Here is a 24,316-nt window from a genome sequence, read left to right on the forward strand (position 1 = left end):
ATTTTCCCAATGATACGCACGATTTCTAATTGTCCATAGTAAGTTTAAAGCAATATAGGCTTTAGCATAATTAGAAAGATGTTGTTTTCTACCCTTAATAAGCAAAGTATCCTTATTATCTTTGTAATAAGCCTTAAGACTATAGGCTCTCAAATCTAATGCTACCCCCTCTAATTTGTAAAAAAAGATAAGCTTAATCACCGCTTCTAAAGACATTTTAGATAAAATCAAAGAATGCGTGATTTCTTTTTTCTTTTCTTTTAATTCTTCTATGTAAGGGGATTAAAGAAACTTCATCAAACACCCACTCATTCCCTTTAATTTGAGTTAGGCAATAATCTAGTGCGTTGCGTAAATAAATCTCTAAATTAGAGATTTTAGGTGTGATTAGACTAATGAGCTTTAAATTTTCTTTGTATTGCTCTAGGCTGTCATAAGCATCTAATCTTTCTTTGGATAGAATGAGCGTAATATCATTTTTAAAATCTTGTAAATCTTGCATAGTGTCTCTTAAAATAATTGTTAAACCAAATTATAACACAAACAAAATTAGTTATAAAAGATTGTTATTACTTGTTAAGATAATATATAGTGAGTAATTAAAATAACCAAATTCTACTAAATACATACAAAATAACTTAATATTTAATTGTTATTAGTATTTCTTTAAATTTCTATGCTATAATGATTACAATTCAAGTTAAGTTAAAAGGAATAGAAAAATGATTAAATTAAATGGTTTGAATAAAACTTTAAAAACAAGCTTATTAGCTGGGGTTTTACTAGGTGCTACTGCTCCCTTAATGGCAAAGCCTTTATTAAGCGATGAAGACTTATTGAAACGAGTAAAACTACACAATATCAAAGAAGATACGCTGACTAGCTGTAATGCTAAGGTGGACGGCTCTCAATACTTGAATAGTGGTTGGAATTTATCTAAAGAATTTCCGCAAGAATATAGAGAAAAGATTTTTGAATGCGTAGAAGAAGAAAAACATAAACAAGCCCTTAATTTAATCAATAAAGAAGACACTAAAGATAAAGAAGAACTTGCAAAAAAAATCAAAGAAATTAAAGAAAAAGCTAAAGTTTTAAGGCAAAAATTTATGGCTTTTGAAATGAAAGAACACTCTAAAGAATTCCCAAATAAAAAGCAACTTCAAACCATGCTTGAGAACGCTTTTGATAATGGAGCTGAAAGTTTTATTGATGATTGGCACGAACGCTTTGGGGGTATAAGTAGAGAGAATACTTATAAAGCACTTGGCATTAAAGAATATAGTGATGAAGGAAAGATATTAGCCTTTGGCGAAAGAAGTTATATCAGACAATATAAAAAAGATTTTGAAGAAAGCACTTATGATACTAGACAAACCTTATTTGCTATGGCTAATATGAGTGGCGAAAACGATTATAAAATTACTTGGTTAAAACCCAAATATCAGCTCCATAGTTCAAATAATATTAAACCCTTAATGTCAAACACAGAGTTGTTAAATATGATAGAGCTAACCAATATCAAAAAAGAATATGTTATGGGCTGTAATATGGAAATAGATGGTTCTAAATATCCCATTCATAAAGATTGGGGATTTTTTGGTAAGGCAAAAGTCCCAGAAACTTGGAAAAATAAGATTTGGGAATGTATTAAGAATAAAGTAAAGTCCTATGACAACACTACCGCTGAAATAGCAATAGTTTGGAAAAAAAATACTTATTCTATCTCTCATCACTAAACCCTTAATCCCATATACTAAAAATGGGAAAACCAAATTGGTCAAATTTAACATTAGGGTTTTGAAAGTATCTTCCAACTCTTCCTCTTTCGTTTATTCTTTTTTGCGTTAATTGTTTGTCTATATGGTTTTCTTCTTTCCCAAAGCCATCATTATTTTGCCTAAAATAACCATCTGTCATAATCTCGCTTTGCATTGCCATTGTTTGATTTAAAAAGAGCATTTGATTGGTAATTTCTTTTAAATATTTTAGAGTAAGTAATTTAATCCTTTGGTTGAAATTTGCGTAGGCTTGGCTTTGAGCGTCTTTATTAGGGGCTTTGGTTAAATCAAGTGTGAGCGTTTGGATTTCTTGTTCTAATTCGTTATCTAAGCGAGTTGTCCTAAATACATTTTTAATAGGGTCGCATTTACCTGTCTCTTTATTTTCTGTGCAATAATGTATCCCTTGCTTATTATGGTTAGCTGTAGGGTCAGTTACACCAAACTCAGTTTGTAGGACATCAAGTCTTTTTAGAAATGGGTCAAGTTTATCTTTTAACTGCCTATTATCATTAACCTTTTTCTTTACTCTAAGCAAAAATCTTTGTTTTTGCTCTAGCTTGTTCTTTTTTACCAAACTCAATCCAAGGCTCATCGTTATTAGGCTCTTTTGTGATAGCTTGAATTTCTTTTTGCTCTAGCTTAGTATCTTTAGCGTGTTCTAGGACTTTTTCAAGGTTTAAGTTGTCATAGTGGGTTAAAAACCTATTAGCTCCTATGATCTCATTACAAGTATAGAGAATATCCTTAGAAATTTTAGAAAATTGTTTAATTTGTTTGAGAAAGCCTTGTTTTTCTTTTGGAGACAATGAAGTTTCTCTATAATGTTTTGAAGATTTCACATAATGTTCTTTGGCTCTTTCAAACTCTTCTTCTTTTTGTTTTAAATCTTGTTCTAAAAAAAGTAATCTCTCTTTGGCTAATAAAAGCATGGTGTTTTGATAGTCTTGTAGTTGCTTACTCACTAGCTCATAAGTGTTATCATTAAGCTTGTAAGTGGGGTCATTTTGCTTAGTTTTAAAGCTCTCTAGCATGAATTGATATTTTCTAGCACTAAAATAAGCGTTTTTAAAAGTTTTGAGAGTGGGGCGTTTATCTTTAGAAAGTTCTAAGGCTTTGGCTAAAAGAATAGGATTAGTTAGAGTGTTGTATTGGGTGTTTTGCTTGGTTTTAACTTCATTTCTTAGCTGGGCTAATAGTAAGTGTGAGTTTTTATCTAAAAGGCGTTTGTCTAGGCGTTCAAGCTTATTTAAAAGCATTTCTTTTTTCTTTAAAACAGAATAGCCCTTAGTCTCTCTTTCAAAGTTTTTGTCTAAACCATTGAGAATAGCAAAATTCTTAAAGGCTGAATGGTTTTGTTTTTTATCTAATTCTTTTTGATAAAAGCCTAAGAGTTCGTATAGCTCGTGTTTGTTAGTGTTTTTTAAGTGCTCGCTTACTGGTTTTCTCTTATCTATCCTGTCAATATCTAGCTGTTCTTTTTCATCATCGCTTGTGTCTTTGTGATTAAACAGAGCGATTTTAAATTCAGAAATCTTTTGTTTTAAAGGGGTGCTGTGGTTATTTTGAATGTCTAGGGCTTTTGCTTTGTTTTTATATTTGAGTTCTTGTAAATACTCGCTTTGTAAAGCCTTGTTTAAGTCCCACTCATCTTGTGGGGATTTGATTTGTTCTAAGGCTTTTTCTTCTTTTTCCAAGTCTTGTAATTGTTGTTTGATATTGTCTAGCTCTTTAAGTTTTGGCTCATTGACATACAAGTATTCTTCGCTCAATAAGTGGTCATTCAACCTATAAACAAACTCACTTCTTAATTCATTAAAAAATTCTTTACAATCTTCATGCCCCTTAAAACGCAGTCTTCTTCGTGTGAGCTGATTAGTCTTATTGATAAAACAATGGATATGGGCATGGTCTTGATGAGCGTGTGGCACAAGGGCAAACTTGTATTCAGGCAATCTTATTTTTAAGCTCTCCCAAGTAGAATGTAAAAGCCCTTGCATTGTCTCTTCATCTGGCTTATCTTTGATAGAAAAAACTAAGTGCATAGTCTCGTTATAATCTTTAGTCAAATCAAAGTCATTGAGCCAACTCTCTAAGATGAATTGCTTATCGCATTCTAAAAACATTTCATTGTAAGCTGTTTCGCTATTTTCTAAAGCATAATTTAGGGCATTTTCTAAGTGGGAGCGTTTCATTTGCCCTATGTTTTTAATAAGCACAGGACTAGCTGTTTTTGTGCCAACTAGATTAGATTTAATAAACTTTGAGTTAGGGTTAAATTGATTGAACTTAATGAGCAATCTTTTATCTACTTTATCGCTATCACTAAATCTAGGCTTTTGCATATGCTTTAAAATATCATCTAAGAAAGATAAGTCCATAGGGCGACTATCTAGCTTAGTATCTAATATAGCCCTATCTAGCATACAAACCCTTTAAGACTTAACAACATTGCTAAATTTTTATCTAATTCGCACACTTTCAAGCTAAACTTCTTTCCCTTACTAACAAGACATTTAAAACGCCCAAATTTTATTCAAGCTAACGCTAATTTAAGAGCTAGACTTTTGATTTTAAATCTAGCGATTTTTCAATTCTTTGTAGCATAGCACAAAGAATTGAAATTAGAACTAAATCAAAAAGGTGCAGGATAACACCATGTGTGCGTACACATATGGTTAAAACTTCATATTCAAGGGACTTGAGCTAGATTTTTAAAAAATAAGGGTTTTTGCTAACTTTTTGCCTAAAAAGTTTTTAAAAAGTGCTTTGATAGATGAATTAAATTTTTAATCTAGTAAGAGAGAAAAATTTCATTCAAAAGCTTTAACCCCATTACTCAATTTTTTAGGCAAGGGCTTGTTAGAAATGCTATAAAAACTTAGAGATTTTCACTGAAAGAACTTGTAGTCAAAACATTAAGAACTAGATAGCCATATGGTAAGAACTTAGTAGCCTATAGAATGAAAACTTTATAGCACAAGCAAAAGAACTTACAGCCTACCAATAAGAACTTGTAAGCAACAATTAGGGAACTAAGGGCTACACGATAAAAACTAAAAGCCACAAGTTAGAACCTAATAGCTCACATTAAGCAAAGAACTAAGGGGAAAATAGATTAAGAACTTATCTGCTCTAATGATATGAACTAGGTTGCTTGTATGATTAAGAACTAGGAGCAAAACACCATTAAAACTCTAGCAACTCATATAAGAATTACCAGCCCATTTCATAAGAACTCACAATCAATATTAAAGGAATGAAATTATTCTTTAAGCTTTTGTTTAAAAAATTTATGCTACATTTTCAATGATTTTTTAATTGACTTAGATTGAAACTTAGAGAACACTTAAAACTTACATTCTTCTATTGATTTATAGCGATTAAAGCCATTTAAATCAATTTATAGCGTTCTTTTAAGAAATCGTGCGCAAATACCCGTTTTCGCTCAGCATGACATACAAGCGTCCCATGATTTCTTTCTTTTCTTCCATGTCCAGTTGGTTGTTGTCTTCAATTTTTTGCTTTAAAAGGCGCTCGATCTCTTTAGTGTCGTAGTCTAAATCGTCTAGCACGTCTAAAATCGTTTGGGCTTCGCAAATATCTTCCACCTCGTAATCGCCTTTTTCATCAAAAACCACGCTAAATTCCGTAGGGTGCGTGAATAAATTGTGCTTCATGCCTAAAACTTCTTGATACGCTCCCACTAAAAAGAACGCTAAAAAGTATTCTTCTTCATCTATGTCTATATCATGCAAAAACAAGGGCTTCGTGGAATCAAAAGCGATTTCCCCATCGCTATCGCAAGTAATATCCCACAAGCTCGCGCTCCTGGTGGGCTTTTCATCTAGTTTATTCAAGGGCATGACCGGGAAATTCTGCCTCAAGCCCCAATAATCCGGCAAGCTTTGGAAAAACGAACAATTCAATAAATAGCGCTCTTGGACCTGCTCTTGAATGCGTAAGATATCGTTATGATCCTTAACATAAAGCAATTGCACCGCTTTTTTGACGATCAAATGGGCTAAAACTTCAGTGTTGCTCCTGTCAATCAAATCAATATAGCCCAGATCAAAAAGCGTGAATAACGACTCGGTGTGATCAAAACTATCATGCAAGTATTCAATGGCGTTTTTTTCATTGATATTAGCGAGCAAGTCTAGCATTTCATCAATCAAGGGGGGGTTATTATTTTCTTTAATTTTTAGGGATTTTTCATTGTATTCATGCGAAAACAATTCTAACACCGGGGCCACTAAAACGGCATGGTTAGCGGAAATATAACGGCCTGATTCAATGAAAATATCCGGCTCTATTTCTTGCTTATTTTTCACAATTTCCCTCAATAAAAACACCACATCAGCGCTGAATTCCTCTAAAGTGTAGTTTTTATCTTGGTGGTGTTTGTGTTGGGTGTATTCTACGGCTAACCCCCCTCCAATATTCACGCTATTAAGATTTTTAGCGCCCATTTTACGCAATTCTGCATACAAGTTACCCGCTTCTCTTAAAGCCTTTTTTAAGGGCGAAATATCGCTGATTTGAGAGCCTATGTGGAAATGTATCATGTGGAAATGCTCTAACAAGTCGTTTTCTTCTAAAAGGCGCATCGCTTCTAAAACTTCAGTGCTGCTAAGGCCAAATTTAGAATTGATCCCCCCGCTCTTTGCCCAAACGCCAGTGCCAGCGCTGTGCAAACGGATACGAATGCCAATTTTAGGGCATGCTACAAAATCGTTTTGTTTAGCCACAGCGATAATGGTTTTTAGCTCATTCAAACCCTCAATCGTTAAAGTGATCTCATGCTGCATGCTTTTAGCGATAAAGCCAAGCTCAATCATTTCCTTGTCTTTAAAGCCATTCACGGTGATAGGGGCTGTGGGGTTCGTGTAGCTCATCGCAATGATGAGCTCGGATTTGCTCCCGGCTTCTAACCCGTAATCCAAGCCCTTAGCCCCCTGCACTAAAGGCAAAACAAACGAGGGCATTTGATTGACCTTTAAAGGGAAAACCGCCTTAAAAGCCCCGCTGTATTGATACTCTTTAATCGCTGAAGAAAACGCATCAAACAGGCTTTTGATTTGTTTTTGCACCAAATGGGGGAATCGCACCAACAAAGGCCCTCTATAGCCCTTATCGCGCACGCTTTGAACGATTTCTAAAAGCGAGGGGTTTTTGCCATGACAAACTTTAACCAAGCCTTTTTCTATCTTAAATTCGTTATTGCTCCAAAAATTAATCCCATAATCATGGACTTCTTGCATTTTTTATCCTTTTATCACGATAAGGTTTTAAAGAGGTTGGGGTTGTTTTTAAAATCTTTGATCGCTTCTTCATAAACCTTTTCAATTTGAATGACTGAATTTTCTAAAGTGTAATTTAAAGTGCTTTTAGCGTATTCGTTTTGCATCCTTTCTCTTTCAAGCTTGTTTTCTAACCACCAATCTATTTTAGCGCTCAAATCTTTAGCGTTATCAGGCTCAAATAATGATCGCTCATCTAGCGCGAATTGCCTGGTCGCGCTTAAAGGGCTATTAGCGATAACAGGCACAATCCCCACGCTAATAGCCTCTAAACACGCAATCGCTTCGCTTTCCACATTGGCTGTGTGCACATAAAGGGTGCAAGTTTTTAAAATCTCTAACAATTCATTGGAATTGACGAACCCAAACTCCGTTTTTACGCCTAGTTTTTGGGCTAGAAGTTTGATTTTTTTCTCATCAGGCCCTTTGCCTTTGAGTAATAACACAATGTCTTGTTTGTATCGGCTTAAAGCAACCGCTTTGATTAAAACGCTTTGATTTTTTTCATTAGAATAGCGCCCTACCATAGCGATTTTAAAGGGTGTGGTGTCAAAAAGGCTTTTTTGCGGGTGTTCAAATCTAAACATGGGATCAAAGCCGTTAGAAATAGCGTATTTTTTCCCTCCATAGTTGTATTTTTCTAATTCTTCTACAATGAATTTTGACGGGCAATGGATATGGTGGATATAGCGGTAATGCGAAGATTTAAACCACGAAAAAAGCGTCATGTTAAACCAAGAAAACCACCCCAATTTCATGTTATAAGAAATATGCTCTGGCTGTAAATGGAAAGAGCCAATATAAGGCACTTGCATTTCTCGTGCGATTTTTACGGCTGTTTTTTCTAGCAAAAAAGGCAAATAAGTATGGATCATATCCGCTCCCTTAAAAGCCTTTCGTAGAATTTTTTCATCCGGTTTAGCAAAAAGAATGTGTTGTTTGTGTGAAATTTCTGTAACTAGGGGGATGTAGCGCTCTTTAAGGTTGTAATACCCCTCTTCTTCACTCCCTAAATTATCCACATAAGGGGCGACCACTCTCATCACATGCCCTCTTTTTTTCAGCGCTTCAAAAAAACGAAACGCTGTCATAGAAGTGCCATTACTGGTGTCTTTAAAGCTATCCACGACTAAAACAATAACCATTTAACTACTCTTCTTTAAAATTGAATTTAAAAGGCTTTTTATCAAACACCACAATTTCTATCATTCCCTCTAAAACCTGAATGTCTAACACAAACGCCTCTATTTTTATTTCAGCTTTTTTCACGCCATCTTGAATGACTTGCGCTTTAATGAGCGCTTCTTGATTCAATTCTAGGGGGGCGTAAAAATTGATGTTATTAGAAACCACCACGCTGTGCCTTTTATTCAACGCACACAAGGCCGCATAATTGCACGCAATAAGCACAAACCCGGCATGCACAAAATTTTCTTCATACACCATGCTTTCATTGCCCTTGAAACGCGCATGGGCTATATCTTTTTCTAAAACGACTAGTTCAGTGCCAACGCTTGGTTTGAAATTCTTACAAGTCTCTAAAGAGTCATAATCCACACGAACGACTGATTCTTGCACTATTTAATCCTTTATTAAAGCTTGCTTGGTTTAAGCATCTTAAAATACCCCCTTAAAGGAGCGTCATACCCCTCTAAAGTTTTAGAATAATCCGTTTTATCCAAAAAATCTTCCAAACTCTGCCCCAAAATAAAATCCGTTTTACGCTGTTCTTTAGGCGTGGTCTTTGAAACGCTAAGAATCTCAAAATTTTCAAACCCCACCCTTTCGCACCACCCTTTTAGCGCGCTAACGCTAGGGATAAAATAAACGTTTTTCATTTTAGCGTAAGTTTTTTTAGGGCAAAGGGCGATGTCTAGGGGCGAATTAATAATGAGCGTATCCAACACCAGCTCCCCTTTTATTTTTAAAGCATGATATAAGGCTTTTAAAGCCTCTAGCGGGCTTTTTCTGTGGTATAGCACTCCTAAGCAAAAAATGACATCAAAAGCGTTAGAGTATTTTTCATGCAAATCCTCTACCCCTAAAGACTCATAAATGATTTTTTTTTCTTTATCAAAAAAGGGGGCTAAAAATTCAAATTGTTTTTTGACTAAAACGCCCGGATCAAACCCCACCAAACTTTTAGGCCCATGTTCTAGCATCTTAAACAAGTAATAGCCGTTATTGCAACCCACATCAGCCACAACCTTATCTTTTAAAGGAGTGGCGTTTTTGACTAGATCCCATTTAATAGAGCTATCCCATTCGCTATCAATCTTGATTTGAGAAATTTCAAAAGGGCCTTTACGCCATGGCCTTAACGCCATGATTTCTTCTAAAAGGGTTTTTGGATTGAATTTATCGTTACAAATCAGCATGACTTACCATAGCGTGGGGGTTTTTTTAAAAAGGGGGGGGTTTAAAAGGGATTCTAAATGATGAGAGCTAATCCCATAAATAAAAGCGAAATTAAACGCTAAATTTTTTAATTGCTCTTTTAAGTTGTTTTGGGTGGTGTAAAAATAAGGGTTGGTTTTTTTAAAGAAAGCCGCGCTGTTTTTATGACAAAACACGACAATTTTCCCCCACGATAAAGTCTCAAGGGCTTTTTGAAGCATCATTTCAAACAATTCTTTTGAAGTCTCAGCAACAACCACCCTTGCCGTTGCGCCATAAGGGGCTATCTCTAGATTCTTATTCACAAAAAAGGGTTTGCAATGATCTAAAGGGTATTCTTTTTTGCCCAAAAGATTCAAATCAAACGCAATTTGTAATTTCTCGCACAATTGAATCACCCTTTTTAAAGGCTCTAAAAAGATGCATGGCATTTTTAATTCGTATTCTTGTTTTTCATAGACTAAAGCGCTGCAAAAAAACGATTGGTTGAGAACAATCAAACGGCTTTCTTTCAAATCTTCTCTCAAGCGCTCCTGCTTGTAAAACAAATGAAGCCACTCCAATTTATCAAAAAAGGCTATTTTACACCTCTCTATAATAAATAAATCTTCAAGACTCTCTTTCAAGCACCACACAAAATCGCTCACGATGATTTTAGAAGCGATCTCTAATTCTATGGGGCTTAGTAACGCCCCGACCACTCGTTCATTCAACAAGCAAAATTTAAACAAATGATTCAAAGAATGCTCTATATCTTTAAGCTTGATCCATGCCACATCCTTATCGCTTAAAGGATATTCTCCTGTGTATAAAATCCCATAAGCCCCTAACTCTAAAGCTTTAGGAATGAGCGCATGATCTTTAGCGGCAAATAAAGAGCCTTTTTGGACTTTATTTAAGGACAAAACAATAGAATTAAAATAGCTGATTGAGGGTGTGTTTTGCAATTCACCCAAACTCAATTCTACGGCTTCATTCACCCCTAATCGCATTTAACTGATCAAACTTCCTGCGATTTTTTCTTTGGTAGGGCTGATTAAGGCTAGATTATCGCTATCTCGCACCGCTAAAATCATGCCCTCACTCATTTCGCCCATGAGCTTTGCGGGTTTTAAATTAGCCACCACGCACACCATTTGCCCCACCAAACTTTCAGGCTCATAATCCAAAGCGATCCCTGAGATGATCTGCCTCAAACGATTTTCGCCTAAATCCACTTTTAAGCGCAGTAATTTATTGGATTTTTCAATCCTTTGAGCTTCTTTGATAAGCCCCACTTTAATCTCTACTTTTTTGAAATCCTCAATACTAATATAGTTTTCTTGTGTTGGTGGGGCTTTTTCTTTTTCTTTTTTTTCTGCTTTTTCTGCTAGGGCTTCCTCCCCTTTTTCAATCTTTTCAATTTTCTCAATTTTGGAAAATAAAGGCTCGGTGTCTTGTAAAATCATATCTTGTAAATTTTTGGTTTTAAAAAAGCGTTCGTAATTATTGGGCGTGATTTCTGTGTTGAAAGCACTCGCTAATTTAGTCGCGCTCTTTGGCATGAACGCATAAAGCAAAAAGCTTGATTGCAACAGCGCGTTTGCGATCAAACTCAATAAGGCTTCTAGTTTTTCTGATTCGTTGTTTTTGTGCAAAACCCATGGCTCTTCTTTAGCGATGAGTTTGTTTAAAAAATCATAAACATTAAACAATTCCTCTAAAGCTTTATGCAATTGCATTTTAGGCACGAAAGAATTAGCGTTATCTAAGATTTGATGCACTTTTTCTAGCTCTTTAGAATAATAAGCGGTGATTTTGTCGCTTTTTAGAGAATAATTGAAATATTTTTTAGCCATGCCTAGCAAACGATTCAGCAAATTCCCCAAATCGTTATTCAAATTCGCGTTGATCCTTTCTACTAACGCTTTTTTAGAAAAATCCCCATCTTGCCCAAAAGGCACCTCACGCAATAAAAAATAGCGTAATTCTTCAATCCCATACTCCATAGCGATCTTTTGAGCGTCTAAAACATTGCCCAAGCTCTTACTCATTTTCACGCCCTCTATCGTCCACCACCCATGCACGCAAAGCTGTTTGAATAGGGGCAAATTCAAACTCATCAAAAAGGCTGGCCAATAAATGGCATGGAAGCGTAAAATATCCTTACCCACAATATGCCTAGCGCATTCAAAATGCACCATTTTATTATCTAAATCATTCAAATACCCTAACGCGCTCGCATAATTCAATAAAGCGTCCAGCCAAACATACACCACATGTTTAGGATCGTTCATCTTTTTAGGCAAAGGAATGCCCCACTCAAAGCTCGTACGCGTGATAGACAGATCCAATAAACCCTGCTCAATAAAAGAAGTTACCTCGTTTTTACGATAAATGGGCAAAATCGCTTCAGGGTTTTTAGCGTAAAACTCCAATAAAGGCTTTTCATACGCGCTCAATTTGAAAAAATAGCTCTCTTCTTCTAAAAGCGTGGTCTCTCTCAAGCAATCAGGGCATAGGACTTTATCGTTCGTGTTGTCCGTTTTAGAGACCGCGCAATAACTCTCACAGCTCACGCAATAATACCCGCTATAAGTGCCTTTATAAATATCCCCTTTTTCAAACATGATTTCAAAGGCGTTTTGCACGCATTTTTGATGCTCGCTGTCTGTGGTGCGGATAAAACCATCATAATCCAAATTGAAAAAATCCCACTGGTTTTTAAAAATCGCGCTAATGCTATCGGCGTAAGCTTTGGGGCTTTGATTCCTTAGTCTCGCGCTTTGTTCGATCTTTTGCCCATGCTCGTCGGTGCCGGTTAAAAAAAAGACTTCTTCGCCTTGGAGCGTGTAATACTTCTTTAAAGTGTCCGCAATCAAAGTCGTATAAGCATGGCCAATATGAGGGATGTCATTCACATAATAAATGGGGGTTGTAATCAGTGATTTTTGCATCTTTATAATCGTGTTACCTTAAATTTGTTTAGATCTCTTAATTTTAACATGCTTTTAAAAATTTAGAGAATAGAGGTTGGATTTATGCTTACTCATGGGGTGTTTTTAGCTTAAAATTCATTATAATTAACGCTCAAAAAATTGAAAAATGAGTTCAAGGAATAGACAGATGATTTCAAAATTTTTGCTCAAAAGCATGTTCAAGCAGTGGAAAAACGGCGATTATCAGGTTGTTTTTTGGGACAATAGCGTTTATAGGAATGGCGAACATTCGCCTAAATTCACCCTTAAAATCCATCGCCCCCTGAAATTTAGCGATATTAAAAAAGACATGTCTTTGACGATTGCTGAGGCTTATATGGATGGCGTGATTGATATTGAAGGCTCTATGGATGAAGTGATGCACTCTTTGTATTTGCAAACCAATTATGAGCATTTGCACAAACATGATAGCGCTAAAGCCGTTCAAAAACCCCTTAAAGAAAGCTCCAATATTTCTAAACATTACGATTTAGGGAATGACTTTTATTCTATCTGGCTGGATGAAACCTTAAGCTATTCATGCGCTTATTTCAAAAAGGACGATGACACCCTCCATGCCGCCCAACTCCAAAAATTGGATCACACTTTAAAAAAGCTCCATTTAAAACAAGGCGAAAAACTGCTGGATATAGGCTGTGGCTGGGGCTATCTCTCCATAAAAGCCGCGCAAGAATACGGGGCGCAAGTGATGGGGATCACCATTTCTAGCGAGCAATACAAACAGGCTAACAAACGAGTCCAAGAGCTAGGGTTAGAGGATAAAGTAACGATCAAATTATTGAATTACCAGGATTTAGACGGGCGTTTGTACCGCTTTGATAAAGTGGTGAGCGTGGGCATGTTTGAGCATGTGGGTAAGGATAATTTGCCCTTCTATTTCAAAAAAGTTAAAGAAGTGTTAAAGAGAGGCGGGATGTTTTTGCTCCACTCCATTTTATGCTGTTTTGAAGGCAAGACTAACGCATGGGTGGATAAATACATCTTCCCGGGCGGTTATTTGCCTTCTTTAAGAGAAGTGATGAGCGTGATGAGCGAATGCGACTTCCACCTGCTCATGGCTGAAAGCTTACGCATCCATTACGCCAAGACTTTAGACATTTGGCGAGACAACTTCAACCACAATCTAGACCAAGTGAAAAGACTCGGCTATGACGAACGCTTTATCCGCATGTGGGATCTGTATTTAAGGACTTGCGCTTCCGCTTTCAGGGTGGGGAGCGCGGATTTATTCCAATTGCTTTTAACCAACAGCGTGGATAACACTTTCCCCTTAACCAAAGAATACATCTACCAATAATTGCAAGTTTTAGATTTTAGCCCCTTCTTTCAGGCTAACTTCTGGCAAACTCTCCACATACAAACTCTGTGATGGGAAAGCAAAACTCAAATGGTGCTTTTCTACGATCCCCATGATTTTTAGCATCACGTCTTCTTTAACTTCTAGCCACTCTTCCCAAACCACTGTTTTAGAAAAGCAATACACTAAAATATTAATAGAGCTGTCCGCAAACTGATCTAAAAAGACAAACAGATTGTTTTTATACCCTAAAAAATCGTCAATAGAAACAATATCCTTTTTAAACATGTAGCGGTAATCGCTCGCATTTTGCAAAGCGCTATCGGCTCCATTAGCGATTTTAGGGTGGTTTTCTAACATTTCTTTAATGTCTTTCACGCAAAGCTGTAAAGCACTTTGACTGGAGCTATAAGTTAAACCTATTTCCATTTTAATACGCCTTCCCACTTTACGACGACTCCAATTCCTGATGGGTTTTCCGGCTAACTCTGAATTAGGCACGGACAAAAGAGCGTTATCAAAGGCTCTGATCGTGGTGCGCCTTAACCCCATTTCCACCACCGTGCCCTCCACTTCACCGCACACGATCCAATCCCCTTGAGAAAACGAATTGTCTAACAATAAAATAACAGAAGCAAAAAAATTCGCCAACACATCTTTAACCGCCAAAGCCACCGCTAACCCCCCAATCCCTAAAGAAGCGATGATGGCTGAAACGTTAAACCCTAGTTGTTTCAAAACCCCTAAAAGCGCGACAATAAAAATCAAAAAATACACGACTTTTAAAATCAAGTTGATCACTTCTTTTCTAAAATTGTGCGTGCTTTTGGTAGCCATGTTGGTAACCAACGCTTCCCCATAGCCTTTAAAAAGCGCTATCACTAACCATGCTAAAAGCATGATATACACCGTGCCCACCCACATAGAAACTTTAGGAGGCGATGCGTTAGGGTAGTAGAAAATGTCTAAAGCCACATCGCAACTGAATAGGGCTAAAAAGACAGAAACCGGCGAAACAATGCTGCTTTGCACATTGACATGCATTTTTTTATTGCGCTGCATGATTTCAAAAATACGATCTAATAATAAGGCTAAAAGCCAAGTGATCAATTTCCTTAAACCCAGCAATAAGGCTAAAATCATCAAAGCCAGCGCAATCTTACTCACTTGCAAGCTATGGGCTGTGAAAGGCAAAACCTTGCTGATCTTGTTTAACACAAAATCCATATTCACTTCCATGATCAAGTTTTTAGGAAGCACTTCTTTAGGGTGGTTTTTAATGTAACGCAAGACTTCAGTGTAAGTGTTCAAACGCAATTCATAATCGCTAAACATCTGCTCTAATTCATGCATTTTGACATTGCCTAAATTTTTAGGGAAAGTGTAGAGTTTGAATTGCCCTAAACGCAAAAGAAAAGCATCGCTGATACTTTCTACGTCTTTTTGTTCGCTAAAAATATCAATACTGCTCCTGATTTTATCTATAAAACGATACAAAATTTCATCTATCAATAAAATATCTAAAGACAATCTATCTTTCATGAAAGTGTAGAAATCATCGCCCTTAATGCTTTTAGACAAATGTTTTTTGATTTTTTCTTGCTCTTTTAAATTTTGGTTTATGTCAATGCCAATTTTATCCCTTTCATTCAACACTTTAGAAGTCAAACTTTTAATCAAATCATTCTTTTGGGTGTTATACAGAGAGACTTCAGCGCTTCTTTCAGGGTTTTTCTTGTAAGTTTCAATGACTTGATTGAGCTGGTTGATTTGATTGAAAATCAAAAACAAATCCACCGCATCTGTTTCATGCTCTTCAACCGCTCTCAAAGGATTTAAAAAGAGCGATAATACCAATACCCACCACAATAATAAACGCATGCGAAACCCCACTCAAACAAGATAAAATTTTTCTCACAATTTCTAGCGATTATACCAAAAATCAGAAACGCTTCGCCCCATAAAGTTACCCATGCAATTTGAAAACGCTTTTTATTTATCCCTAAAAAGCGGGCTTTAGCTCAATTGTGAGCCTCTTTTCAGATCGCTATATTGCTTGATGCGATGCTTTGAGTATTTTTACATTTTACAATTAAAACAAAGCCTTAATTTCTAACAAATCTTGCTTTATTTGATATTTTTATAGTAGGATTTCGCATAGGCCGTAGTCAAAAAGCTTTCCATGTTCGGTGCAATAAAGTCACGGATAATGTGCATGTCTTTTATTCTTATTACATGTTTCACTTTTTATGTTTTTATAACCGCTTTTATTGAATGTTTTCATATAAGATCTATGTTTTAGAGATTTCCAACTCTATCTCTTGTCATTGGGCTATTTTGATGATCAATCTTTAGAAGAAAGAACCATAAAAATGTAGTATCCTATGCCTATAAGAAAAACAAGAATTAAGAAAATGAGTAATCCCCACTCTAAAGAATCCATAACTCCTCTTTAAAGAATGTCAAAAGTGGTGCGCTTGGCAGGACTCGAACCTGCGACCTACGGCTTAGAAGGCTGTTGCTCTATCCAGCTGAGCTACAAGCGCATTGAATGGTATTAATGTTAGGTGGTACGCCCGAAGGGAGTCGAACCCCTAACCCCCAGATCCGAAGTCTGGTGCTCTATCCAATTGAGCTACGAACGCTTACAATTCAAATAAAGGAATAACTAACATAAAACTTGGTAAAACGCTTATTTATAAGATGGGGTGGAAGATGGGAATTGAACCCACGACCCTCAGGACCACAATCTGATGCTCTAACCGACTGAGCTACTCCCACCATTCAACGAAAGGAAGCGATATTCTACCAAAGAATTTTAAACAGAACAATAAACTACGCAAAAAAGTGGTCGGGGCGAAAGGATTCGAACCTTCGACCCCTTGGTCCCAAACCAAGTGCGCTAACCAGACTGCGCTACGCCCCGAAATTTTCACATGAAGCGTTATTATAACTGAATTTTCTAATTTTTGAGCGTAATTTTTCAAAAATACCGCTAAAAATCAAAAGCGGCACTCAAAAATGATATCAATCCAACTCCCCCACCCTTTTAAAAAGCTACTTTTTAAAAACAGCTCTCAATGACTTTAAGCTTTTCGTTTCTTAAAAACTACTTTCGTTTTTTCATTTCACTAGAAACTTTTTCATAATGTTCCATGTGTTTTTTGCTTAACTCTTTGGTAATATGCACCATCACTTTATGATAGGCTTGATTCATGATTTTTCTAATGGCTTGGTCACGGTCGGTTTCCTTAATCTTATGCACAAAAGTTTTGGGGACAAAACCTCCAGAATTGGTGCGTCGCAATTCCACTCTTTCAATCACAGCCTTAATCTTTGAAACATCAATACCAAAACTATGGATAATATCTTCACTTTTTGGCTCAACAAAATTCAAATTCAAATACCCCGAAGACATGTCTATCACCTTTTCTTCATTCGCCGCATCGTTTTCTTCCACAATATCTTCTAAGATAGCCACATTCCCATCCATGCGTAAAACGAGCAACGCTTTTTCTTTGATGTCTTGAGAGATTTCGCTAACATCTTTAAATTGCGAAACGCTATAGCCTTTTCTCTCTAAAAAACTACTCAATTGGAGAAACAAAGATTTCTCAAACTCTTTTTGATAATTTTCAGGGATAACTTTATTGGCCTCTATCTTAGGATCAATTAAAACAACTAAATGGTTATTTTTAGGCTGTTGCTTGCCTTTAATAGGATAGTGGAAATGCAACTCCACGGACTCGCCCATGTTATTGTGCTGCTGCTTCATAGGCATTCCATCAGCTAGAGCCGTATAAAACGCCCCACTCACTAATAACGATCCTAGAACTACCGCTAAACTACCTTTTTTCATTAAATTCCTTTCTTTCTTTTTCTTTAAAATCAGTTTCTAATCTTACCCAAAAAATCCCACTTTTTATCTCTATTTTTACGGATAATCATTCCCATTCAATCGTTCCTGGTGGTTTAGAGGTAATATCATACACCACCCTATTGATACCGCTCACTTCATTAGTGATACGATTAGAAACCTTTTCTAAAAAAGAATGCTCTAAGAATGAAAAGCTCGCCGTCATGCCATCGCTCGCATTCACCGCCCTTAAACAAATAGCGTTTTCATAAGTGCGATTATCCCCCATAACCCCCACAGAATTGACATTCAACAGCACGCAAAAAGCTTGCCAAACCTTGTCATACAAATTGGCTTTTTTAAGTTCCTCTATAAAAATAAAATCCGCTTCTTGCAAGCGTTTGATCTTACTCTCACTGACTTCGCCTAAAATCCTTACAGCAAGCCCAGGCCCTGGAAAGGGGTGGCGCATTAAAAAATCCTGGCTAACGCCCAATTCCTTACCCAACAAACGGACCTCATCTTTAAACAATTCCCTTAAAGGCTCTATGAGTTTAAAATCCATCCATTCAGGCAGTCCGCCCACATTATGGTGGGTTTTGATCACCTTTGAAGGCCCTTTAACGCTCACAGATTCAATCACATCAGGGTATAAAGTGCCTTGGGCTAAAAACTCAATTTTGCCTTTTAAATGGTGCTTCTTGGCTTCTTTTTCAAACACTTCAATAAAGGTTTCGCCGATGATTTTTCGCTTCAATTCAGGCTCGCTCACGCCCTTTAATTTAGATAAAAAGATTCCTTTAGCGTCTATCGTGTTTAAAGGGATTTGCAAGTCTTTAAACATCGCTTGCACCCTTTCTTTTTCATTTTTACGCAACAAGCCATGATCCACAAAAACAGCGATCAAATTATCCTTAATGGCTCTGTGTAATAGCGTAGCGACCACCGTAGAATCCACGCCCCCACTCACCGCGCACAAAACCTTAGCGTTAGCAATTTTTTCTTTCAACCTTGCAACTTCTCTTTGAGCGAAATGCTGCATCCCCCAAGTTTTTTCACAGCCACAAACTAAAAGGGCAAAATTTTCTAAAATCTTACCCCCCTCTTCGCTTTGAACGACTTCTGGGTGGAATTGCAAGCCAAAAATCTTGCCGTTTTCAATCGCGCAATGGGGGGAATTAGGGCTTTTTGCAAGGGTAGTGAAGCCTTTAGGCAATTCTATGACTTTATCCATATGGCTCATCCACACAAGGCTTTTAATTTTCACGCCTTCAAAAATCACAGAATCTTGAGTGATTTCTAAGATAGCCTTACCAAATTCTTGCTCGTTCGTGCAAGCCACTACCCCCCCAAAAAAATCCACCAAATACTGCATGCCGTAGCAAATCCCTAAAATCGGCAAATCCAAATCAAAGATTTTCTCGCTAGGCTTGTAAGCGTCTTTAGCATACACGCTCGCTGGCCCCCCACTCAAAATCAAACCTTTAGGGGCTTTTTTTTGAATGTTTTCTACGCTTTCAAAAAAAGGGACTATTTCTGCATAAATCCCACTCTCTCTCAATCTTCTAGCAATCAGCTGTGTGTATTGGCTCCCAAAATCTAATACTAAAATCATCGCTCATTCTTTATTTTTGTGGGATCTGTGTTTTATTGTATTGATTTTTGTAATTCACCCTATAGCTTTCAGCCAACTCAGGCGCTTTTTGCACAAACCAGCGTTCTAATTTTTCTAGTTCGTATCTGTAATTTCCACCTTTTGAGCAATATTGAGAATCAATCAGCGAAAACGCATAGAGCGTTTTATTTTCTTTAGACTGGAATAAAAACTCCTTATGGAATAGCGCTTTTTTAGGCATGCCACTCATCAGAGACTCAGGCAATAAAAAAGCGTCAAAATCACAAAGCACTTTTTTACTCAACTTGTTGCTTTTGGTGAAAACAAAAATGATCTCTTTTTTCATGTCTTGTTTAAAAGCTAATGAAAGCACATTCAAAAAGGGCGGAGCTAAACTTTTATCCACCCTAACCTTAAAAGCTTTAGAATCCCCTAATAAGACCCCCATAAATAAAACCAACCCCACGCAACATTTCAAACTCGTTTGAAAAATATTCATCTTTTATCCTTTAAGTGTCAATATTGAAAACAGAAATTAAACGCATTGATTGGGTATTATAACATAAAAATTGAGAATTACGCTTTAGCTTGGCTAGCGCTTAAGTCTTTCTAAAACGCTCTCATGCTAGTATTTTCACTCCTTTTAAGCCCCAATAATGCTTGGTGTTGAAATGGAATGATAGGGTTTGACTAATTCATACCTTCTGAGTCTTCTGATATTAACTAAGGCGGTATTGGCTGAAATGGCTTGTGTCATGCTGCTTGTGGGGCGCAAAGAAGTGAGCGTATTCACATGCCCTGCATTGCATCGTGGGTTTCTAACCCTCTCATCTTCTGGGTCATACCACGCCCCTTTTTGGATACTCAAAACCCCTTGACGGATATTTTTAGTTACAAACGCCCCTGCTAACAACCTCCCCCTAGCGTTAAACACTTCTACAATTTCACCATGCCTAATGCCTAATTTATTAGCGTCTAGTTCGTTGATCATTACAGGCTCTCTGCCTTGAATTTTATACACATTCCTAACCCAAGTGTTATCAAGCTGTGAATTGACACGGTATTTTGGGTGCGGAGAGATTAAATGGAACGGGTAAATCTCAGCCATTTTAGAGCCTAGCCACTCAGCTGGCTCAAACCAAGTAGGATGCCCTTTAAAATCGGCCCGTTTAAAATCCGCGCATTTTTGAGAAAAAATTTGAATTTTCCCGCTCTCTGTATCCAGTTTATTATTAATAGGGTCTTGCCTGAATTTCGCATGACGCACAAACTTTCTCGCATTTTCAGGGATTTCAAACTCCACAAAGCCATCCCTCCAAAACTGATCAAACGATTTCAAAGTAGGGCCATCGCTTTTTTCATAAAGACCCTTAATCCATTCCATGTAACTCTTAGATTCAGTGAATTTCTGCTCTGTTTCATTGCCCCCAATGCGTAAAGCAAGCTGTCTGAAAATCTCATAATCGTCTTTAGATTCATAAACAGGCTCTACCACCTTACGCATGGCATAAACCACATTCTTAGAACAACTCCCTCCAAAAGTAATATCATCTCTTTCCATAGTGCTAGTGGAAGCAAAGACAATATCAGCGAATTTCGCCGTAGGCGTCCACCAAGGCTCATGCACGATCACGCAATCTAAGGTCCTTAAAGCGCGAATCAGCTCGTTTGTATCAGCTTCATGCCCTAACAAATCCGCCCCACAATTATAAATCATTTTGATTTTAGGTAATTTGAGTTTTTTACCCATAAAATCAATTTCTTTATCCGGATTCAAAATCGCTTCAGAAATTCTAGATGCTGGAATAACGCTTTTTACAGAATTATGCCCTTGCGAAATCATAGGAACAATTCTTGCCCCTGAGCTCGCTTGAGCGTTTCCTCCATAATGCATAGAAAAGCCAAAGCCCCCACCCGATAAGCCCACTTGACCAATCATGCTGGCTAAAACAATTAACGCCCAATCCGGTTGCTCGCCATGCTGAGCTCTTTGCATGGCCCAATTACCCGCTAAAAAAGTGCGCTTAGAGACAAATAAATCCGCTAATTCTTTGATTTTTTCTGCACTCACTCCAGTGATTTGAGACGCCCATTCTAAAGTTTTAGGCGCATTATCGCTCTCTCCTAGCAAATAGGGTAAGAATTTATCAAAGCCATCAGTGTATTTAGCGATAAACGCTTTATCATATTGATTGCTCGTATAAAGATAATGCATCATGCCTAGCATTAACGCTACATCAGTATTAGGGCGAATGGGTATCCATTCAGCACTGAAGGCTTGAGCGGTTTCGGTATAAATGGGATCGATACTGATGAATTTAATACCAGCTCTTTTATACTTGGGGTAGTAGCTGTCATTGACATGGTTTGGCACAAAATAATCAATGCGGTTGCACTTGAATAAATCCGCCCCCCACATGACATACACCTTACAATTTTTAATCATCTCTTCATGCGTGGTTTGTTGCGAATAAACTTCCATATCCCCTACAATCATAGGGTTTATTCTTGCAGCCGCGCCATTACTATATTCCCCATCAGTGCCAATAGCCCCCCCTAAAGTCGTGTTAAAAAAACGCCATGCTAAATGATGGCAACGATGCAAGCTACCCGCATGCCCCCAACCACCATAACTGGCATTATAGATGTTTTCTTTAGGGATTTCTTTAAGCTTTTTAGCCGCTAAATCCAACGCCACATCCCAACTCACGCGCACAAACTCTTCTCTCCCGCGCAATTCTTTGTGGTTTTTTTTGTTTTCTAAAAAGCTCTTGCGCACGCAAGGATACTTCACCCTACTATCTGAATACACCCTATCTGCCATCGCTTTTAACATCATGGTAGGGTTATAATCGCTCTTTTGGGGGATAATATCTTTAATTACTCCATTTTGAACCTTTGCGATAAAGGGGCCAAAATGCGTTGCATGCGGAATGGATTCTACTTTTTCAAAAACACCAACAGCTTTCAAAACATTAGTGCTAGCGAGCGCGATGGGGACTTTTGTTAGGATACTTCTGCGTGAAATGGACATGGTTCTCCTTCAAGCTTGCATTCTGTTAAAACACCCCAAATTCTAACATATATTCACCTAAAATTACCGCTAATAAGCCCTCAAAGCATGGGCGTTAATTTAAAACTACTTTTTATTCACGCTGCTCATGTCAGCGACTTTCCCCCACATCAAGCGGTATTTTCTCTTCATGAATTCAATTTCTTCTCTCGCTTGGTTGAGTTCATCGCGCAAAAGATCGATGGTTTTTTTATCTTCTTCATAGACTTCTTGCATAGAGATTAAAGCGTCTTTTAAAAACATGTTTTCATTTTTAAAGGCTGAAATCGTTTCATCTTTAGCGCCAATGACTTTATCATGCAAGTTTAAAATCGTGTTAATGGTCTTTTCCACAAACACAGGCTCTAAAGAACGCCCGTTCATATCCATAGAAATCAAATTATTTTCTACCTTTTTGATTAAAGCGTTTGTCCCGCTGCTCGCATCAATTAAAAGCTTGTTGTTACTTATTTTGCTTTTAATTTTACCGATATTCACTAATTCTAAGATTCTTTCTTTAGGAAGCCCTGAAAGGTGGCTAAACTCTTCTAATTCAATCCATGCTAAAGCGCTCAAATCTTCTAAAACCACCGGCTCTTTAGACTCTTTTTCTTTATCCTCTACTTCTTGCTCATTTTGTTGCACCGCTTGCGCTTTGTTCAAATCTAAAATATCCAAATTTTTCCTTAAAAATAGTTTTAGCTTAACGCAATTTTTTAACCGCTTTTTTCAAGCTGTCTAGCAAATAATCAATATCGTTTATGGAATGCGTGAAATGCAAGCTCACTCTAAGCCATCCGGGTTTGGTGTTAAAATCGCTTGACTTTTGAGCGTTAAGATTCAACAAATCATGCCCATAAGGCCCCGCGCAAGAGCAACCTGCCCGGGTTTCAATAGCGTATTCATAGCTTAAAACCCTCGCTAAATCATAGGGCGAAATCCCTCCAATATTAAAAGCCACTACCCCCACACGATTCGCTGTTAAATTCCCGTAGATATTGATAGCGGGCAAGTCTTTTAAGCCATGCATGAGCACTCTTAAAAGGTTGTTTTCTTTCTTGTGGATAAAATCCAAACCGCATTCATCTCTTAATTGATACGCTAGAGCGCTCCTGTAAAATTGCAACAATCCTGGCGTGCCAAACTCTTCTCTTAAAGGCAATTCATCAATAAATTCATGCCGTGTGCAATTAGCGTATTTAATCACGCCCCCTGCGCTAAAACTCGGGGCGATTTGCATGTCAATCAAATCTTTAGAAATGCCTAAAAGACCGCACCCTCCAATGCCCCCTAAAAGCTTGTGAGGCGCATAAAAACCGGTTTGGTATTTGCAATCTTTAGGGTTAGCATGCGCGCTAAAATTCGCCAAATCCAAAGCCAAAGCGGCCTTATATTTCTCACACAATGATGAAACTTCTTTTAAGGGCGTAAGCAGTCCGGTTACGTTAGAAGCCGCACTCATAGAAACCAAGCTGTTAGGGGATTTTTTTAAAGTTTGCTCTAAAATTCCTAAATCCAATAAGCCATGTTCGTTTAAAGGGATACGCACCACTTCACACAAGCCTTCACGCCAACTAATTTCATTAGAATGATGCTCATAAGGCCCTACAATCACACGCTTTAAAGCCATATCTTTCAAATACGGCTCTAAATTTTTCTTCGTTTTTGAAGGGATACACACCCCTAAAATTTCTTGAAATCTCTTAATCGCTGAGCTCGCCCCATACCCCGCGCTCAAGACGCAATGATCATCGCTCAAATTTAAAGAACGCTTTAACTTTTCTTGGCACTCTTTTAAAAGCATGCCCATTAAAATCGCATGTTTAGAAGCCACAGAATGAGCGTTCGCATAATAAGGCAGTAAAGATTTCACGCGCTTTTCCACTAAAGCGCTCGCTAAACCTGAAGCCCCCCAGTCAAAATAAGACACCCCTTTTTTTAAAACAATACTAGATTTAACCTGTTCTAAAGGACTCTCATTAGGATTGAGCAAGGGAGCAAAACTCCTGTTTAAAAACGCTTGCACGAAATACCACCAAC

Annotated in this window: 16 protein-coding genes, 4 tRNA genes and 2 pseudogenes; 2 read left to right on the forward strand and 20 right to left on the reverse strand. The window is 37.4% G+C overall.

The window, feature by feature from the left end; translation table 11 throughout:
• A pseudogene (locus BZK24_RS09855) lies at window positions 1–502 on the reverse strand (CAAX protease); the annotation flags it as partial.
• Between the two features lie 220 nt (window positions 503–722).
• Between BZK24_RS09855 and BZK24_RS02570 the strand changes: the two are divergent.
• Window positions 723–1,736: a hypothetical protein gene (locus BZK24_RS02570; RefSeq protein ID WP_077656471.1), complete on the forward strand. Its 1,014-nt coding sequence runs from the start codon at window positions 723–725 to the stop codon at window positions 1,734–1,736.
• 4 nt (window positions 1,737–1,740) lie between these two features.
• Here BZK24_RS02570 and BZK24_RS02575 read toward each other — a convergent pair whose 3' ends face one another.
• The 8 genes and pseudogenes from BZK24_RS02575 to metG all read right to left on the reverse strand — a co-directional run bounded on the left by BZK24_RS02575 (window position 1,741) and on the right by metG (window position 12,414).
• Complete coding sequence (locus BZK24_RS02575) at window positions 1,741–2,373, reverse strand: hypothetical protein (RefSeq protein WP_077656472.1); 633 nt, start codon at window positions 2,371–2,373, stop codon at window positions 1,741–1,743.
• A pseudogene (locus tag BZK24_RS02580) lies at window positions 2,327–4,204 on the reverse strand (relaxase/mobilization nuclease domain-containing protein); the annotation flags it as partial. The gene BZK24_RS02575 and the pseudogene BZK24_RS02580, both read right to left, overlap by 47 nt.
• Window positions 4,205–5,194: 990 nt before the next feature.
• Window positions 5,195–7,042, reverse strand: a complete 1,848-nt coding sequence (speA, locus tag BZK24_RS02590; protein ID WP_077656473.1) for an arginine decarboxylase — start codon at window positions 7,040–7,042, stop codon at window positions 5,195–5,197.
• Window positions 7,043–7,056: 14 nt separating this feature from the next.
• The gene (locus tag BZK24_RS02595; protein ID WP_077656474.1) at window positions 7,057–8,226 is read right to left on the reverse strand and encodes a glycosyltransferase family 4 protein; all 1,170 of its coding nucleotides are present in this window, start codon (window positions 8,224–8,226) and stop codon (window positions 7,057–7,059) included.
• Window positions 8,227–8,230: 4 nt separating this feature from the next.
• Complete coding sequence (locus BZK24_RS02600; RefSeq protein ID WP_001158316.1) at window positions 8,231–8,659, reverse strand: hotdog domain-containing protein; 429 nt, start codon at window positions 8,657–8,659, stop codon at window positions 8,231–8,233.
• Window positions 8,660–8,673: 14 nt separating this feature from the next.
• The gene (cmoB, locus tag BZK24_RS02605) at window positions 8,674–9,459 is read right to left on the reverse strand and encodes a tRNA 5-methoxyuridine(34)/uridine 5-oxyacetic acid(34) synthase CmoB (RefSeq protein WP_077656475.1); all 786 of its coding nucleotides are present in this window, start codon (window positions 9,457–9,459) and stop codon (window positions 8,674–8,676) included.
• Window positions 9,460–9,462: 3 nt separating this feature from the next.
• Window positions 9,463–10,470, reverse strand: a complete 1,008-nt coding sequence (locus BZK24_RS02610) for a ferrochelatase (protein WP_077656476.1) — start codon at window positions 10,468–10,470, stop codon at window positions 9,463–9,465.
• Complete coding sequence (metG, locus tag BZK24_RS02615; RefSeq protein ID WP_077656477.1) at window positions 10,471–12,414, reverse strand: methionine--tRNA ligase; 1,944 nt, start codon at window positions 12,412–12,414, stop codon at window positions 10,471–10,473.
• 169 nt (window positions 12,415–12,583) lie between these two features.
• Here metG and cfaS point away from each other — a divergent pair, with 169 nt between their 5' ends.
• Window positions 12,584–13,753 (forward strand): cyclopropane fatty acid synthase, encoded by a 1,170-nt coding sequence (cfaS, locus tag BZK24_RS02620; RefSeq protein WP_077656478.1) that lies wholly within the window; start codon window positions 12,584–12,586, stop codon window positions 13,751–13,753.
• A 9-nt stretch (window positions 13,754–13,762) separates the two neighbouring features.
• On the opposite strand, the gene BZK24_RS02625 is transcribed toward cfaS, so the two are convergent.
• The 11 genes from BZK24_RS02625 to BZK24_RS02680 form a co-directional block, all read right to left on the reverse strand.
• Window positions 13,763–15,634 (reverse strand): mechanosensitive ion channel family protein, encoded by a 1,872-nt coding sequence (locus BZK24_RS02625; protein ID WP_077652246.1) that lies wholly within the window; start codon window positions 15,632–15,634, stop codon window positions 13,763–13,765.
• A 588-nt stretch (window positions 15,635–16,222) separates the two neighbouring features.
• Window positions 16,223–16,299 (reverse strand) — tRNA-Arg (locus BZK24_RS02630).
• Between the two features lie 22 nt (window positions 16,300–16,321).
• Window positions 16,322–16,398: transfer RNA gene (locus BZK24_RS02635), tRNA-Arg, on the reverse strand.
• 59 nt (window positions 16,399–16,457) lie between these two features.
• Window positions 16,458–16,534, reverse strand: a tRNA-His gene (locus tag BZK24_RS02640).
• Window positions 16,535–16,601: 67 nt separating this feature from the next.
• Window positions 16,602–16,679 (reverse strand) — tRNA-Pro (locus BZK24_RS02645).
• 183 nt (window positions 16,680–16,862) lie between these two features.
• The gene (gene hpaA2 / locus BZK24_RS02650) at window positions 16,863–17,612 is read right to left on the reverse strand and encodes an HpaA2 protein (RefSeq protein WP_077656479.1); all 750 of its coding nucleotides are present in this window, start codon (window positions 17,610–17,612) and stop codon (window positions 16,863–16,865) included.
• Window positions 17,613–17,697: 85 nt separating this feature from the next.
• Window positions 17,698–19,224, reverse strand: coding sequence for a glutamine-hydrolyzing GMP synthase (gene guaA, locus BZK24_RS02660; protein WP_077656480.1), 1,527 nt, complete (start codon window positions 19,222–19,224; stop codon window positions 17,698–17,700).
• 10 nt (window positions 19,225–19,234) lie between these two features.
• Window positions 19,235–19,723 carry a hypothetical protein gene (locus tag BZK24_RS02665; RefSeq protein WP_077656481.1) on the reverse strand — a complete coding sequence of 163 codons (489 nt, stop codon included), beginning with the start codon at window positions 19,721–19,723 and terminating at the stop codon, window positions 19,235–19,237.
• Between the two features lie 144 nt (window positions 19,724–19,867).
• Window positions 19,868–22,258: a molybdopterin guanine dinucleotide-containing S/N-oxide reductase gene (locus BZK24_RS02670; RefSeq protein ID WP_077656482.1), complete on the reverse strand. Its 2,391-nt coding sequence runs from the start codon at window positions 22,256–22,258 to the stop codon at window positions 19,868–19,870.
• A gap of 105 nt (window positions 22,259–22,363) precedes the next feature.
• The gene (locus BZK24_RS02675; RefSeq protein ID WP_077656483.1) at window positions 22,364–22,954 is read right to left on the reverse strand and encodes a DUF3972 domain-containing protein; all 591 of its coding nucleotides are present in this window, start codon (window positions 22,952–22,954) and stop codon (window positions 22,364–22,366) included.
• A 25-nt stretch (window positions 22,955–22,979) separates the two neighbouring features.
• Window positions 22,980–24,302 carry an aminotransferase class V-fold PLP-dependent enzyme gene (locus tag BZK24_RS02680; RefSeq protein ID WP_077656484.1) on the reverse strand — a complete coding sequence of 441 codons (1,323 nt, stop codon included), beginning with the start codon at window positions 24,300–24,302 and terminating at the stop codon, window positions 22,980–22,982.
• Window positions 24,303–24,316 lie beyond the last annotated feature (14 nt).

This window comes from Helicobacter pylori (assembly GCF_001998165.1).
Taxonomy (GTDB): domain Bacteria; phylum Campylobacterota; class Campylobacteria; order Campylobacterales; family Helicobacteraceae; genus Helicobacter; species Helicobacter pylori_DL.